Source organism: Thermomicrobiales bacterium, from assembly GCA_037045155.1.
Lineage (GTDB): Bacteria > Chloroflexota > Chloroflexia > Thermomicrobiales > CFX8 > JAMLIA01.
Genome location: JBAOIG010000002.1, coordinates 431,328 through 444,809, shown reverse-complemented (window position 1 = coordinate 444,809; position 13,482 = coordinate 431,328). Strand labels below are relative to the sequence as shown.

At 65.6% G+C, this 13,482-nt stretch carries 15 protein-coding genes; 10 read left to right on the top strand and 5 right to left on the bottom strand.

Features of this window, described 5'->3' with window-relative positions; translation table 11 throughout:
• Nucleotides 1-134 precede the first annotated feature (134 nt).
• The 4 genes from V9F06_02300 to V9F06_02285 all read left to right on the top strand — a co-directional run bounded on the left by V9F06_02300 (nucleotide 135) and on the right by V9F06_02285 (nucleotide 4,100).
• Complete coding sequence (locus V9F06_02300; GenBank protein MEI2616457.1) at nucleotides 135-443, top strand: hypothetical protein; 309 nt, start codon at nucleotides 135-137, stop codon at nucleotides 441-443.
• A gap of 160 nt (nucleotides 444-603) precedes the next feature.
• Nucleotides 604-1,092, top strand: a complete 489-nt coding sequence (locus V9F06_02295; GenBank protein MEI2616456.1) for an adenylyltransferase/cytidyltransferase family protein — start codon at nucleotides 604-606, stop codon at nucleotides 1,090-1,092.
• Nucleotides 1,089-2,900: a murein biosynthesis integral membrane protein MurJ gene (locus tag V9F06_02290; protein ID MEI2616455.1), complete on the top strand. Its 1,812-nt coding sequence runs from the start codon at nucleotides 1,089-1,091 to the stop codon at nucleotides 2,898-2,900. The genes V9F06_02295 and V9F06_02290 overlap by 4 nt, the downstream gene beginning before the upstream one ends.
• Before the next feature lie 3 nt (nucleotides 2,901-2,903).
• Nucleotides 2,904-4,100 (top strand): NAD(P)/FAD-dependent oxidoreductase, encoded by a 1,197-nt coding sequence (locus V9F06_02285; GenBank protein ID MEI2616454.1) that lies wholly within the window; start codon nucleotides 2,904-2,906, stop codon nucleotides 4,098-4,100.
• Between the two features lie 165 nt (nucleotides 4,101-4,265).
• Here the strand turns inward: V9F06_02285 and V9F06_02280 are convergent, their stop codons facing one another.
• Complete coding sequence (locus V9F06_02280) at nucleotides 4,266-5,699, bottom strand: ATP-binding protein (GenBank protein MEI2616453.1); 1,434 nt, start codon at nucleotides 5,697-5,699, stop codon at nucleotides 4,266-4,268.
• Between the two features lie 248 nt (nucleotides 5,700-5,947).
• Here V9F06_02280 and V9F06_02275 point away from each other — a divergent pair, with 248 nt between their 5' ends.
• The 4 genes from V9F06_02275 (at nucleotide 5,948) to V9F06_02260 (ending at nucleotide 9,711) form a co-directional block, all read left to right on the top strand.
• On the top strand, nucleotides 5,948-6,295 hold the full coding sequence (locus tag V9F06_02275; GenBank protein ID MEI2616452.1) for a hypothetical protein: 348 nt from the start codon (nucleotides 5,948-5,950) through the stop codon (nucleotides 6,293-6,295).
• A 168-nt stretch (nucleotides 6,296-6,463) separates the two neighbouring features.
• Complete coding sequence (locus tag V9F06_02270; GenBank protein MEI2616451.1) at nucleotides 6,464-7,255, top strand: SDR family oxidoreductase; 792 nt, start codon at nucleotides 6,464-6,466, stop codon at nucleotides 7,253-7,255.
• Between the two features lie 128 nt (nucleotides 7,256-7,383).
• The gene (locus tag V9F06_02265) at nucleotides 7,384-8,208 is read left to right on the top strand and encodes a BtpA/SgcQ family protein (GenBank protein MEI2616450.1); all 825 of its coding nucleotides are present in this window, start codon (nucleotides 7,384-7,386) and stop codon (nucleotides 8,206-8,208) included.
• A 3-nt stretch (nucleotides 8,209-8,211) separates the two neighbouring features.
• Nucleotides 8,212-9,711, top strand: coding sequence for an FGGY-family carbohydrate kinase (locus V9F06_02260; protein MEI2616449.1), 1,500 nt, complete (start codon nucleotides 8,212-8,214; stop codon nucleotides 9,709-9,711).
• 137 nt (nucleotides 9,712-9,848) lie between these two features.
• Here the strand turns inward: V9F06_02260 and V9F06_02255 are convergent, their stop codons facing one another.
• From V9F06_02255 to V9F06_02245, 3 genes are read right to left on the bottom strand one after another with little or no spacing between them, the layout of a single operon-like run.
• The gene (locus V9F06_02255; protein MEI2616448.1) at nucleotides 9,849-10,157 is read right to left on the bottom strand and encodes a zf-TFIIB domain-containing protein; all 309 of its coding nucleotides are present in this window, start codon (nucleotides 10,155-10,157) and stop codon (nucleotides 9,849-9,851) included.
• A 44-nt stretch (nucleotides 10,158-10,201) separates the two neighbouring features.
• Entirely contained in the window at nucleotides 10,202-10,327 is a 126-nt protein-coding gene (locus tag V9F06_02250; protein MEI2616447.1) for a hypothetical protein, read from the bottom strand.
• Nucleotides 10,328-10,351: 24 nt separating this feature from the next.
• The gene (locus tag V9F06_02245) at nucleotides 10,352-11,320 is read right to left on the bottom strand and encodes a TerC family protein (protein ID MEI2616446.1); all 969 of its coding nucleotides are present in this window, start codon (nucleotides 11,318-11,320) and stop codon (nucleotides 10,352-10,354) included.
• A 447-nt stretch (nucleotides 11,321-11,767) separates the two neighbouring features.
• Here V9F06_02245 and V9F06_02240 point away from each other — a divergent pair, with 447 nt between their 5' ends.
• Together V9F06_02240 and V9F06_02235 are read left to right on the top strand one after the other, a co-directional pair.
• Nucleotides 11,768-12,145, top strand: coding sequence for an MbcA/ParS/Xre antitoxin family protein (locus V9F06_02240; protein MEI2616445.1), 378 nt, complete (start codon nucleotides 11,768-11,770; stop codon nucleotides 12,143-12,145).
• A gap of 34 nt (nucleotides 12,146-12,179) precedes the next feature.
• Nucleotides 12,180-12,740: an RES family NAD+ phosphorylase gene (locus tag V9F06_02235; GenBank protein MEI2616444.1), complete on the top strand. Its 561-nt coding sequence runs from the start codon at nucleotides 12,180-12,182 to the stop codon at nucleotides 12,738-12,740.
• Nucleotides 12,741-12,800: 60 nt separating this feature from the next.
• Here the strand turns inward: V9F06_02235 and V9F06_02230 are convergent, their stop codons facing one another.
• Nucleotides 12,801-13,466: a Crp/Fnr family transcriptional regulator gene (locus V9F06_02230; GenBank protein ID MEI2616443.1), complete on the bottom strand. Its 666-nt coding sequence runs from the start codon at nucleotides 13,464-13,466 to the stop codon at nucleotides 12,801-12,803.
• Between the last annotated feature and the right edge of the window lie 16 nt (nucleotides 13,467-13,482).

The window sequence follows — 13,482 nt, the reverse complement described above, 5'->3', positions numbered from 1 at the left end:
CGGCAGGTTTCGGCGCGCCCTGCGCATTGACCATTTCGAGCCTGCACGACGGCGGGGATCATCCGTCGCGCGCGGCCCTCCAATCCGAACGGGTTTCATGTGTCACGATCCCTTCGACCAGAAAGGATGATGATATGTTCGGGACCATCGCGCGGATGAAGGTTCTCCCCGGACACGAGCAGGAAGTCCAGCGCCTCAGCAACGAATGGACGACTACCCTGGGCGCGGCTCGGGGACAGACTGCCGAGTTCGTCTACAGGCTCGACAACAGCCCGAACGAATATATGCTCGTCGTTGCATTCACCGACCGTGACGCCTACGTCCGCAACGCCAACGACCCCCAGACCGACCGTTGGTATCGCCAGCTTCGCGAACATCTCGAAACCGACCCGGAGTGGAACGACGGGGACATTATCCAGTGGCAGATCGTCCAACCCGACTGACCCGCCGCGACTGATCCGTTCGTCCACCCGCTGAGGCCGGCGTCATCCATTGTCTCCCGACTCGACGCCGGCCTCCTCACCCCAGCACCGGACCGGTCCGACTTGATACGATGACTCGCTGCGCGGAACGTCCGCATCAGTCGGGGATCGGAACGGCCCAGTGGGCATAGTCATCGAACGAGATCAACTGGCGACGCTTGGCGAGACGATGCGCCACGAAGGCAAGCGGGTCGTCTTCACCAACGGCCACTTCGACCTGCTCCATGTCGGACATCTGCGCTACCTGCAGGGCGCGCGGCGACTCGGCGACGTCCTGATCGTCGGAGTGAACGACGACGCGACGACGACCGTCCGCAAGGGCGCCGGCCGGCCGATCCTGCCGGAGGGCGAACGCGCCGAGCTGCTGGCCGGCCTCGACTGCGTGGATTATGTCGTGATATTCCCCGAACCCACCGCCGGGCGCTGCATCGAGCTCCTGCGGCCGGACATCTACGTCAAGGGGGGCGACTACGGCCCGGGCGGGGCCGAGCTGCCGGAGGCGCCTGCCGTCGCGGCGTATGGCGGCGAGACGGTGATCCTGTCGCTGGAGGCGAGCCGTTCGACGAGCGAGATCGTCGCAGCCATCCGCGCCGGGCAGCCCGTCCGATGAGCGGCCAGCCGCCGCGCCGCCAGGCGCCGGGTCGCGCCGGCGACACGATGCCCTACCCGACCGTCCCGCCCCACTGGCCCGACGAAACTGTCCGTTTCTCCGGCCGATCGGGCGACACCGATCCGTTCGAGCTCGCGCCGCCTCTCGATTCAGACCAACCGTCCACTCCCATCATCAACGCGGCGCCCGCCGAGAGCGAGTCGCACGGCAGCCGTGGAATCGCTTTCGCGGCAGCCATCCTGATGATCGGCAACATTCTCTCGCGCGTTCTCGGGCTGGTCCGGGAACAGACCGCGTCGTATATGTTCGGCGCTGGCGACCAGATGGCAGCGTTCATCATCGCCGACAACGTTCACACAATGCTGTTCGACCTCGTCATCAGCGGAATGATGCAGGCCGCGCTGATCCCGGTCCTCTCGGAGTACGTTGGCGAGCACACGCGGCACGAGCTGCGGCGGATCACCGGCGCGCTGCTGGTGCTATCGGTCACCGCCGTCGGCGGCGTCGTTGCGTTGCTGATGATCTTCGCCCCGGCGGCTGTGAAGGTGATGACGGCGCTCGGCGGCGGCGAGGCGGCCCGTGGCATCGCGACGGTCGACCTGACGATCGAGCTGGTCCGCTGGATCCTGCCGGCCGTGCTCCTGCTGGCGATCTCAACGATTCTGATGTCGACGCTCTTCGCGCTCCAGCGATTTACGCTGCCGTCGCTGTCGCTCTCGATGCGCAATGTCGCGATCATCTTCAGCGCCTTGACGCTCGGGCGGACGGCGCTGGGGGTGCGCTCGATGGCGATCGGCATCGTCCTCGGCGCGCTGCTGCTGGTCGTTGTCCAGCTCCCCGGCCTGCGCGACACGATGCCGATCCCCAATTTCCACATCAACCACCCGGCAATCCGGCGAATCGGACTGCTCTATCTGCCGATCTTCATCGGATTGATGGCCAACACGTTCGCGCTGATCGTCGATCGCAACCTCGCCTGGGGCGCGGGAGAGTACGCGCCAGCAGCGATGCGCTACGCGACGACGCTCAACCAGATGGTGCTCGGGCTGGTCGCCGCGGCCATCTCGCTCGCCTCACTGCCGGCCCTCTCGCGCCATTTCTCGGCCGGCGACGACGAGGCGTACTGGGGCACGCTGGCGAACGGGCTGCGGATGATCACGGTGTTGGTCATCCCCGCGACACTCGGGCTGGCCGTCCTGTCCTGGCCGACCGTCCAGCTCATGTTCATGCATGGCGAGACGAGCCACGACGCGGCGGTGCAGATCCTGATCGCGCTGCTGATCTATCTGCCCGGCACACTCTTCGCCGCCTTCGACCAGGCGCTGATCTTCGCCTACTACGCCCGCAAGAACACGATGACGCCACAGATCGTCGGCGTCGTGGCAGTCGGCGTCTACTTCTTCTTCGCCCTGACGCTGGTCGGACGCTTCAGCATGGCCGGCCTGGTCGCGGCCAACAGCGCGCAATTCATCTTCCACGCAATCCTGATGATCGTGCTATTGCGGCGCATCTTCCCCTACGGCACGCCCGCCGCCCGCCGCTTCGACACGCCCCGGCTGATCCGGACGATTCGGACCTCGACGATCGTCGCCCTCGGGATGGCCATCGTCGCCGGCGCGCTCGCCTGGCTACTGGCGCACCGGCTGCCCGAGCCGTCCGGCGGAGCGGGGACGCTCCTGCGCGAGGTGGTCATCGTCGTCATCCCGGCCGGGATCGGCGCGATAATCTACGCTGCCGGCCTGCTGGCGTTCGACGTCCCGGAGATGCGAGCTATCCAGCACCGCGTGATGGCGCGTTTCGGGAGATAGAGCATGGACGCACGCTACGACATCATCGTCATTGGCGGCCGCGTGGCCGGCAGCGCGGCGGCGATCACTTTGGCCCGTGCTGGCTACCGCGTGCTGCTGGTCGAGCGCTCGGCGATGCCCTCCGACACGCTCTCGACCCACGTCCTCTGGCCGGACGGCATCGCCGCGCTGGGCCGCCTCGGCGTGCTCGACCAGGCCCTGGCGACCGGCGCGCCGCCGGCCCGTCACTTCCGACTCGTCCGCGGCGAGAACGAGGTGCTGACCGAGATCGTCCCCTTCGACGGCATCGACTACCTGCTCTGCGTCCGCCGGCTGGAGCTGGACGGCATCCTCTGGGCTGCCGCGTCGGCAACTCCCGGCGTCGATGCGTTCGACCGGACAGCGGTGCGTCACCTGCTCCGCCAGAACGGACGGGTCCATGGCGTCATGCTGGCCGGAAACCGGCCAGTCGAGGCCGAGCTCGTCATCGCCGCCGACGGACGCAACTCCGCCATCGCCCGCCAGGTCGGCGCGGTCGAGGAGAACGTCGTCACGCCGGGCCGCTACTGGTACTACGCCTACTTCCGCGACGCTGTCCCGCCAGGACCGGTCGCGCTGACCGAGTCGGACACCGAGCGCGACTCGGTCATGACGATGCCGATGAACGCCGGCCTGCAGATGGTGATCCTCGGCGCTTACAACGAAGACTTCGACGCCTTCCGCCACGACCATCGCGCAAGCTACCTGGCGCGCGTCAACGCCCACCCGTGGATGGTCAGGATGCTGGCCGGGGCGGAGCTCGCCTCGCCGGTGCGCGGCATCGCTGGCGTGCCGGGGTACGACCGGACGGCCTGGGGGCCAGGCTGGGCGCTGATCGGCGACGCCATCCATATGAAGAACCCGATCGTCGCCCGCGGCATCAACGAGGCGCTACGCGAGGCCGAGCTTCTCGCCACCGCGCTGGCCGGCGGCATCAACGACGACGCGCTGGCCGGCTACGCTGCCGCCGTTCGCGCCCACGTCCACGGCAAGGCGCTCAACGCCCGCATGCTCGAACGCCCCGACCGCTGGATGACACCCGGCCAAGCCGCCACCCTCTCCGCCGCGACCACCACCCCCGCCGGCCTCGCCCGCTACCTGCGCGTCGAGTACGACGACAACTACGGATTCGCGGAGTTCTTCGGCGGCTGTGGAGATACGTCATCTCCGCCATCGCCATGATGCGTATTGACACGTCGAATTACACGGCACGAAACCGTCGTGGCTACGATAAATCGGCAGCCGTGCATCCGTACGAAGGCCGGCAGAGTCGCGAATCACACGGAATCACACGGAATCACACGGAATCACACGGAATCACACGGAATCACACGGGATACGACTCGTCTACAACGGCACACCGTCGCCGTCCATCGAGGGGTTGTCCGCGCGGAGCAACCACCGAGCGCCACGGCCACGGCCGATGACGTCCACCATATCGAGCAGGCGTAGCATCTGCAGGTTATCCTGGACTGTCCGCTCGGGCGTACCTGAAGGCAAGCGGCTCATGATTGCCTGTAATTGCGATGGCCCCGAACGGGCAAGGACCTCTAGCACACTACGCTGGAGGGGGGTCAGAAGGTGACCAACGCGGGTCGGTGGTACATACCGCGTCGGACGAAAACGCACGAGGACTTCTCCGCTGCGCGATTCGAACTCAGGTGGAACCAAACCGGCTCGCTCAGTTAACTCAGCGATCTTCAACGTCCCTCGCCCCCATTGCTCGATAATGCCGCGCCGAAAGAAGACCTGGGCTATTAGCGGATTCCATGGTCGCGATCGATGCGGCCGCGTCAGATCGTCAGGGGTCAGGCCGAACGGCAGGATACCGGTGCTGGATATTTCGAGCCGGTCATCGAAGATTGCGATGCTAACCGCGCCGCCAGGAACTCCATAGTCACGATGACAAAGCGCGTTGGCGAGTGCCTCACGCAGAGCCTCGGTTGGATAGAGCGGATCGTCTATCCGCTCGAACAGGTTCGGCACAATCCGGCCGGCGACTGGTAGATGGTCGAGCAAGAACCGCTGCGCGCGGATCAGCAATTGAAAAGCGTTGCCATACTCCTGCCGATTGTCAATGAATTCGTTCTTATCGATCCCGCGGAACCGCGCCATCCGCAAGACACACTGCGGGTACAGCGGCAGCAGGCGATCAGACCGACCAAACAACACCACCGCCGCGTTCAGTAGCTCTCCATCATGGATCAGGCCCAGCCCCATCAGGATTTCGCTGAGGTCACGTGTCCCCGGATCCTCCATTCGGCCCCGACGGATGGCTTCTTCAATGGTTCTCAGAATCTCTTCCGGGTCAAGATCGTCGCTGCTGATTCCGGTAGCGGGCTGGTTCTCCCAACGGTGAGATGCGTGCATCCGTTCGATCAGGAGGCGGTCGTACTGTTGACGCGGCATTCGAGATGTTGTCGGTCCCTGCCGGTGGTATGGCCGTCCATCATACGTGTAGAGTTCGCTGCCGGCCCCGCCCGCCACGGTCAGGATGATGACTTTCTGACCGTTCGGAAGCGGGACTATGTCAATCTGTGGGAATGCCGGCGGCTCGATTCTCTGGAGCTCGTGGTAGAGGTCTTCCAGCGTCTTCTCTGAGACACTCTGACCGATGATGTTGCGATCGGGCGTGATGCCGAATACAACGAAGCCGCCGATACCGTTCAGCATCGCGCAAACTGTTTTCGCCGCTTCGGTCCGTTGGCCGGTCGACTTCTTGAGCTCGAGGTCAGTCGACTCACCGCGTTCGATAAACCCGTTGATATCATCGATGTTCATTCAGGGAGTGGCCTATCTCAGAGACGGCGGACGACGTGAATCGTATCGCGAGACTGCATATGCCGATCTGTGTCCAACCCGGTTTCATCGACGCACAGCGACATCCGATTCCTGTTCCGCCACAATAACAGCCACGGATCGTCTGTACGGGTCGCAGGGGCTATGTCCACGCCCAATACCCGAACGGACGCACACAGACGCGACAGGTCAGCTCATCCGACATTGCAGCGCACGAAAGGGAAAGCACGATGGGCAACGATCAGACAGAGCATGAGACACGCGGCGTTACAGTCGAACTGCTTGCGACGGTCGATCTCGGCGCTGAGATCGAGGGCATGGCCGGGCGACAGCTACGGATGCGGATGGTGACGATCGCGCCGGGCGGCGTCTTCGGCCCGCTCCACGACCACGTCGACCGCCCAGGCATCGTCTACATGCTGCAGGGCACGATCACCGACCACCGCGACGGCGTCGCCACGGACTACCCCTCGCCGGGAGTCGGCTGGCCCGAGGACCACAACACGCTGCACTGGCTCGAGAACCGGGGAACAACTCCGGCGGTCGAGATCTCGGTCGACATCGTCAGGCACGGGTAGGCGCGTCCACCGCCTGTCGCGAGACCGAACGCCCGGCCGGCAAGAGGGCGAACACAAGGTTCGCCCCTACGAGCAACCCGTCCCCCGTCCCCCGTCCCCCGTCCCCCGTCCCCCCGTCCCTGTTACTATGTCGCACACAACAGACGAACGACATGAGGGAGGGCCAGCATGGAGCTCGGGCTACAGGGCAAGGTGGCGATGGTCGGCGGGGGGAGCCGGGGGCTGGGGTTCAACGTCGCCCGGCTGCTGGCAGCCGAGGGGGTGAGCGTTTCGATTGCCTCGCACGACGAGGCGGCGATCGCGGCGGCGGGGCAGCAGATCGAGCAGGAGTTCGGCGGGCAGGTGCTCGCGATCAAGGCGGACGCCCGCAACGGCGACGATATCGCCCGCTGGCAGCAGGCGACGTTCGAGCGCTTCGGCGGGGTCGATCTGCTGTTCACCAACACCGGCGGGCCGCCTCCCGGTGTCTTCCTGCAGTTCGACGACGCCGCCTGGCAGCAGGCGTTCGATCTGCTGGTCCTCAGTGTCATCCGCATGGTCCGCGGGGTCGTGCCGTCGATGCGCGAGCGCGGCGGTGGGTCGATCGTGATGTCGACGTCCTCGTCAGTGAAGGAGCCGATCCCCAACCTGACGCTATCGACGGTCATGCGCGCCTCGGTCTCGGCGCTGGCGAAGTCGCTGGCCAACGAGCTGGCGGCCGACAACATCCGGGTCAACCAGATCGTGCCGGGCCGCATCCTGACCGCGCGGATCCAGCAGCTCGACGAGGCGAACGCGGCGAAGTCCGGCCGGCCGATCGAGGAGGTTCGCCGGGAATCCGAGCTGGCGATCCCGATGGGTCGCCTCGGCACGCCGGAGGAGTACGCTCGCGGGGCGGTCTACCTCTTCTCCGACGCCGCGTCCTACGTCACCGGCGCGACCCTGCAGGTCGACGGCGGCGCGATGCGGGCGGTTGTTTAAACGGAGGGATGAGGGATGGGGGACGAGGGCGTGTGGGCCACGGACTTAGCGTCACGCACTCACGCCCCTCCCTTCACAGGGGAGGGATGGGGGAGGGGTCCTCATCCCTGACATTAAGGGAGCCGTGAGTGAGTAATCCGTCGGTCCTGGAACAGCTCTTCGGCCGGCCGAAGCCGGTGATCGCGATGATGCACCTGCTGCCGTTGCCGGGGCGGCCGCTCTACGACCGCAGCGGGGGGATGAACGCGATCGTCGAGGCGCTCCATCGCGACCTCGAAGCGCTGCAGGCCGGCGGCGTCGATGGGCTGCTGTTCTGCAACGAGGGCGACCGGCCGTATCCGCTGCACACCGATCGCGGGCCGATCGCGGCGATGGCGGCGGCGATCGGCGAGCTGCGGCCGCATATCCGCGTGCCCTACGGCGTCGATCTGCTCTGGGATCCCGAGGCGGCGATTGCCGTCGCCCAGGCGACGCGTGCCTGCTTCGCCCGCGAGGTATTCACCGGCGTCTATGACAGCGACATGGGCCTCTGGCAGCCCAATGCCGGGGCGGCGCTCGACTATCGCGACCACCTCGGCGCGAGCAATATCCGACTGTTCTTCAACATCGAGCCGGAGTTCGCCCGTCCGCTCGCGCAGCGGCCGATCGGCGCGCTGGCGAAGAGCGTCGTCACCTCGTCGCTGGCCGACGCGATCCTGATCTCGGGCCCGATGGCCGGCGAGGCGGCCGACGTCACACACATCTACGAGGCAAAGCAGGCCGTGCCGGACACGCCGGTGCTGGCCAACACCGGCGTCCGGATAGAGACAGTTGCCGCGACACTCGGTGTCGCCGACGGCGTCATCGTCGGCACCGGGATGAAGCGCGACGGCTATACATGGAACCCGGTCGACCCCGAGCGCGTCCTGCGCTTCATGGATGCGGCATCCGCAGCTCGCGACCGAGCCGGCTGACCGATGGCCGGGCCGCTCGCCATCGGCATCGATGTCGGAACGACCGGGCTGAAGGTAGTCGCGCTCGACCCGCGACACGGCGTCGTTGCCCAAACGCACCGCCACCACACGCTGCGGTCGCCGCGCTCTGGCTGGGCTGAAGAGGATCCTGCCGAGTGGTGGGCGACGACCTGCGACGCCGTCCGCGAGCTGGTCGGGCAGCTGCCGGTCGGGTCGATCGCGGCGGTCGGCGTCACCGGGATGGTTCCGGCGATGGTGCTGCTCGACGGGGACGGTCGGGTGCTGCGGCCGGCGATCCTGATGAACGACGCCCGCGCATCCGCAGAGGTCGAGGAACTCCGCGCCGCCGTCGACCCCGACGAGTTCTTCGCCCGGACCGGCGGCACGCCCAACCAGCAGAACATTGAGCCGCGCTGGCGCTGGCTGGCGAAACACGAGCCGGAGGTCGTCGAGAAGACCGCGTATCTCTGTGGATCGTATGACTACATCACCCACCTGCTGACCGGGGTGTGGTCGCTGGAGCGCAACTGGGCGGTCGAGAGCGGGCTGTACGACATCCGGCAGCACGAGTGGATCGCGCCGTGGCTGGACCGCGCAGGAATACGAGCGGGGACGCTGCCGCCGGTCCGTCGCCCGAGCGATATCGTCGGGCAGGTGACGGAGGAGGCAGCCGGGGCGACCAGCCTGCCGGCTGGCGCGCCAGTCGTGGCCGGCAGTGCCGACCATGTCGCGGCGGCGCTGGCGGCGGGCCTCGCCGAACGCGGCGACACGCTGCTGAAGTTCGGCGGCGGGGGCGACATCCTGTATTGCGCCGATGACCCGACGCCGGACCGGCGCTTCTACTTCGACGAGCACGACGTGCCGGGGCTTTATCTGATCAACGGCTGCATGGCGGCAAGCGGCTCGCTGGTGAAGTGGTTCGCCGCCGAGCTGGCCGGCGGCGCGCCGCTGTCGGAGCTCGACCGCGAGGCGGCGAACGTCCCGGCCGGGGCCGGCGGGATCGTCGCGCTGCCCTACGCGCTGGGCGAGAAGACGCCGATCTTCGACCCGCTCGCCCGCGCCGTCTTCGCCGGAGTGATGCTGCACCATACCCGCGCGCATCTCTATCGCGCCGTGCTGGAGGCGGTCTGCTACGGCTTCCAGCACCACCTCGACCTGCTGGCGGAGGCTGGGCGGCCGATCCGGCGAGTGCTGGCGACCGACGGCGGCAGCCGCAGCGACCTGTGGATGCAGATCGCCGCCGACATCACCGGCCGGCGCGTCGAGGTCGTCGCTGGCGAGGCAGGCTCGGCGCTCGGCGCGGCGTTCGTCGCCGGCATCGGCGTGGGTCTGTTCGAGCGTTGGGGCGAGGTCACGCGTTTTGCGGAGGTTCGTCGAGCCTTCGAGCCGGACCCAGCCAACGCCACGATCTACCGGGCCGGCTACTCCGCCTATCGTGAGCTCTACGCCCGCCTCTCCTCGCTCTTCCCAACGCTTCAGCGGATCGAGGCCGACCGAGGGTGAGCCGCGGGATGCAGGGGCGTATTACATACGTCCGACAGAATCGCCGACGCTATCGAGCGATGTGACGGGCGCAGCAGGCGCCGGTCGGGCGTGTTCGATGTATGCAACACGCCCCTACCGTGCCACGTCCCTACGGCCTACCCAAAGTCGAACAGGTCTTCGAGGAAGTTCTTACGTTTCTTCTTCCGGTAGCCGCCTTCGCGATAGGTATCGTCACCAGAGCCGCGGCGCTTGTAGTCATCATCGTCGTTGTCGTCGCGGTAACGGGACGCTTGGGCAAACTGCCGTTCGGTGTACTCACCCTCCATCCGGATGAGGTGGTCGAGCTCGCCCCGGTCGAGGAAGATGCCGCCGCACTCGGTGCAGCGGTCGACAGTCACGCCGCTGCGCTCGTAGACGCGCATCGGCGACTGACACTTGGGGCACGACAGACCTGGAACTGACATGGGAACCTCCCTGGGCTTCGCGTCGCCGATCCCTCGATCGGCGACTAACGGATAAATGTGCCCGCGCCGGCAAGAACGACAACGATCGCGACACAGGCGACGAGAGCGATCACGACCAGCAAGACGATCAGGCCGATGACCACACAGCCGAGATCCTCGAACTCAGGCATCACACCTCCAGATGGACCGCATGGCTAGTCGTCACTCCGCGGGTCGCCAAGCGAGCCCGCGGGCGCGGGGCGGACCCCGGCCGGCCGCAGCAGCGAGAGCACGACCGACCCGCCGATCAGCGCGACGATGACGCCCAATGAGAGACCGATCGGCATGTGGTAGACGTCGGACAGCGCCATCTTCGCGCCGACGAACATCAACACCGCGCCGAGCCCGACCTTCAGGTAGCGGAACGAATCCATGATCCCGGCAAGCAGGAAGTAGAGCGAGCGCAGCCCGAGGATTGCGAACACGTTGGAGGTGTAGACGATGAATGGGTCGTCGGTGATCGCGAAGATCGCTGGGACCGAATCGAGCGCGAAGACGAGGTCGGTCGCCTCGATCAGCACCAGGACCGCCATGAGCGGTGTCGCGATCCGCTTGCCCGCCTCGACGATTGTGAAGCGCTGGCCATGGTACTCGTTCGTTACCGGCATCAGCCGGCGCAACAGCCGTAGCGCCAGGTTCATTTCGAGATCCATCTGCGTTTCACGCTCACGCAGGATCTTGAATCCCGTGTAGATCAGAAACGCGCCGAAGATATAGATGATCCAGTGGAACGACTGCAGCAGCGCCGAGCCAAGCAGGATGAAGACTGCCCGCATCACCAGCGCGCCGAGGATGCCCCAGAACAGCACCCGGTGCTGGTAGGCCTTCGGCACAACGAACCAGCCGAAGATCAGCGCGAAGACGAACATGTTGTCGACACTGAGCGCCAGCTCTACCAGGTAGCCGGCCGTGAACTCCAGCCCCCGCTCGGAGCCGGCCACCAGGTAGACCCCGACATTGAAGACGGCAGCCAACGCAACCCAACCGGCCGTCCAGAGCGCAGCCTCTCGCGCGCCGATTGCGTGTGGCCGGCGATGGAAGATCCCCAGATCGAGCGTCAGCAGCAACAGGACGAAGGCAGTGAATCCTGCCCAGAGCCACGGCGAGCCGATTGATTCGGCCACGAGCACTCCTCCCAGACACGCCGGGCTTCCCCGGCGAGACAACACAACGGGGGCAATCCCCCCGCATCCGGCAGCATCAAGCGCCACCGTTTGCGAAGGTCTTGCCCCCAGATCCGTGTCTCGTTCGGTCTGGGCGCCGGGCCGGAGCCGAAGCTCGAACTGACGACCCGGGCAAGGAGCTTGCGCTCCCAGGCTACTCCCCTTCAGCCACCGACGATAACATCCGCATGTGACGATGACATGAACGAGAGGTGAACTGCGGGTGATCTTGCGAGAAGAATCCAGGGAACGCCTGCTCCCGTAGATCGACGATCACCACCACCTGAGCTCTGTTCAGCGGAGCGGGCATGACGTGTATACTCCAGACGTCGCATTTGTGCTGCCAGAATCTGGCGACTAGATTCATCGGCAGCCATCCATTTTCGTGATCAAAGAACAGAGGTCGCCATGCGCCACGAAGCAGGCTCGTCATCACTGATTACATTCGATATGACCATCAGGCAGTCGATCGAACGACTCGAAGGCGACCTGGGGCTGACTGAGAACGAGCTTGCCGACGCGCTAGGGACCACCAGCCGCACGCTTTCCCGATGGAAAGTCCAGTCGCATCATCCTCAGCACGATGCCCGTGCGAGAATCCGGGCCCTTCTCGCACTGGATCAACGGCTGCGCGAAACCTTCGACTCTCACGAAGCCATGCTCGAGTGGATGCGTTCGAAGAATCGCTATCTACGGGGCCTCCGCCCCGCGGAGGTTGCGGCGGCCGGCCGCCTCGACGTCGTGGAGGCTGCACTCGATGCGCTAGACGAGGGGATCTTCGTCTAGCGTGGGGATACCACCGGGTTGGGATCCACTCGCGATGATCCAAGCCTGTCGATCTTCGGAGTGGCATGGTCACGCGTGGCGTCATCACGCCGCCGCTCGCGAGGCGACGAATAGCGCCGGATCGATCAAATTCTCGGGCAGATACAACCGCGGCCACGATCAATTCGACCCGGCGGAATGCTGGGAAGCGCTATATCTGTCACTCGGCAGGGACATCGTACTCGGTGAGCTTATCAAGCATCTCGGCGAAGACGGCAAACCACAATTCACCCGTCTGCGGAATCGCAGAATCTCGAAGCTCTATCTGGAGTTAGCCAACGTCGTGGATTGTCGAGACGTATCATCGTTCGGCCTCCAGAAACATGATCTGTCTGGCGATGATGGCTCTGGTGAGGAGCAGGCATATCTCATCGGTCACGCGATCGCCGGGGCAGCCGTCCTCCTCGGACACGAGGCGATGCTCGTACCCTCCGCAACTCTTCTGGGCGACAACGTCATCGTCTTCCCTGCGAATCCCCGGCATTCATCACGCATCGCAGTCATTGAATCCGTCGATCCGGTCCTTTACGTCAAGTCCCGACACAGCAACGGGTAGCGCCCCGTATCTTCTTCGGGCAGAAACAGACGGCACAGAATACGAATCGACGGCGTGTTTTCAGCCCGCGTCGATGACGTCGGCCAGCTTCGCGGCGTCCAGGATGGTGATCTCCTGGCCGCGGAGCTGGATGATGCCGCGATCCTCGAGCGTGTGGAGCGAGCGATTGACCATCTCGCGGGCAGTGCCGACCATCGACGCCATCTGCGACTGGGTCAGGTGGATCTCGTTCGGGTTTTCCAGCAGCAGCCGGGCGACCCGGCTCATCACTCTCCGGAGTGACAGATCCTCGACCAGCGCCGTCATGTGACGCAGCCGCGAAGATATATTCTGCAGCCCCCCAATCGCGATCGCAGGGTAGCGATCCATCAACGGCATCAACGCGTCCCGCGGGATCGCCAGCACCGTCGAGGCTTCGACAATATCGGCGCTCGCCGGATATGCGCCGCCGTCGAAGACCGGCACATCGGAGAACGCCTCACCCGGCCGCATCAGGCGCAGCACCTGCTCGCGCCCCTCGGCCGATGTCTTGAAGACGCGCACCAGACCTGTCTCGACGATATGCAGCGAGCAACGCCCCTCGTTGTGTCCCTCGGTAAACAGCCGCTGACCCTGGCCGTAGCGCCGGGCAATTGCAACCGTGATGACCTCGTCGAGGCCGGCATCGTCGAGCCGGGCGAAGTAGGACGTCCCCCGGAGCAGATCACGGTACCGTTCGCGATTCATCATCCGGCCAAACTCC

Coding starts and splice junctions, on each gene's coding strand:
- V9F06_02300 (MEI2616457.1), top strand. CDS start 135: ATGTTCGGGACCATCGCGCGGATGAAGGTTCTCCCCGGACACGAGCAG.
- V9F06_02290 (MEI2616455.1), top strand. CDS start 1,089: ATGAGCGGCCAGCCGCCGCGCCGCCAGGCGCCGGGTCGCGCCGGCGAC.
- V9F06_02285 (MEI2616454.1), top strand. CDS start 2,904: ATGGACGCACGCTACGACATCATCGTCATTGGCGGCCGCGTGGCCGGC.
- V9F06_02280 (MEI2616453.1), bottom strand. CDS start 5,699: ATGAACATCGATGATATCAACGGGTTTATCGAACGCGGTGAGTCGACT.
- V9F06_02275 (MEI2616452.1), top strand. CDS start 5,948: ATGGGCAACGATCAGACAGAGCATGAGACACGCGGCGTTACAGTCGAA.
- V9F06_02270 (MEI2616451.1), top strand. CDS start 6,464: ATGGAGCTCGGGCTACAGGGCAAGGTGGCGATGGTCGGCGGGGGGAGC.
- V9F06_02260 (MEI2616449.1), top strand. CDS start 8,212: ATGGCCGGGCCGCTCGCCATCGGCATCGATGTCGGAACGACCGGGCTG.
- V9F06_02255 (MEI2616448.1), bottom strand. CDS start 10,157: ATGTCAGTTCCAGGTCTGTCGTGCCCCAAGTGTCAGTCGCCGATGCGC.
- V9F06_02250 (MEI2616447.1), bottom strand. CDS start 10,327: ATGCCTGAGTTCGAGGATCTCGGCTGTGTGGTCATCGGCCTGATCGTC.
- V9F06_02240 (MEI2616445.1), top strand. CDS start 11,768: ATGCGCCACGAAGCAGGCTCGTCATCACTGATTACATTCGATATGACC.
- V9F06_02235 (MEI2616444.1), top strand. CDS start 12,180: ATGATCCAAGCCTGTCGATCTTCGGAGTGGCATGGTCACGCGTGGCGT.
- V9F06_02230 (MEI2616443.1), bottom strand. CDS start 13,466: ATGAATCGCGAACGGTACCGTGATCTGCTCCGGGGGACGTCCTACTTC.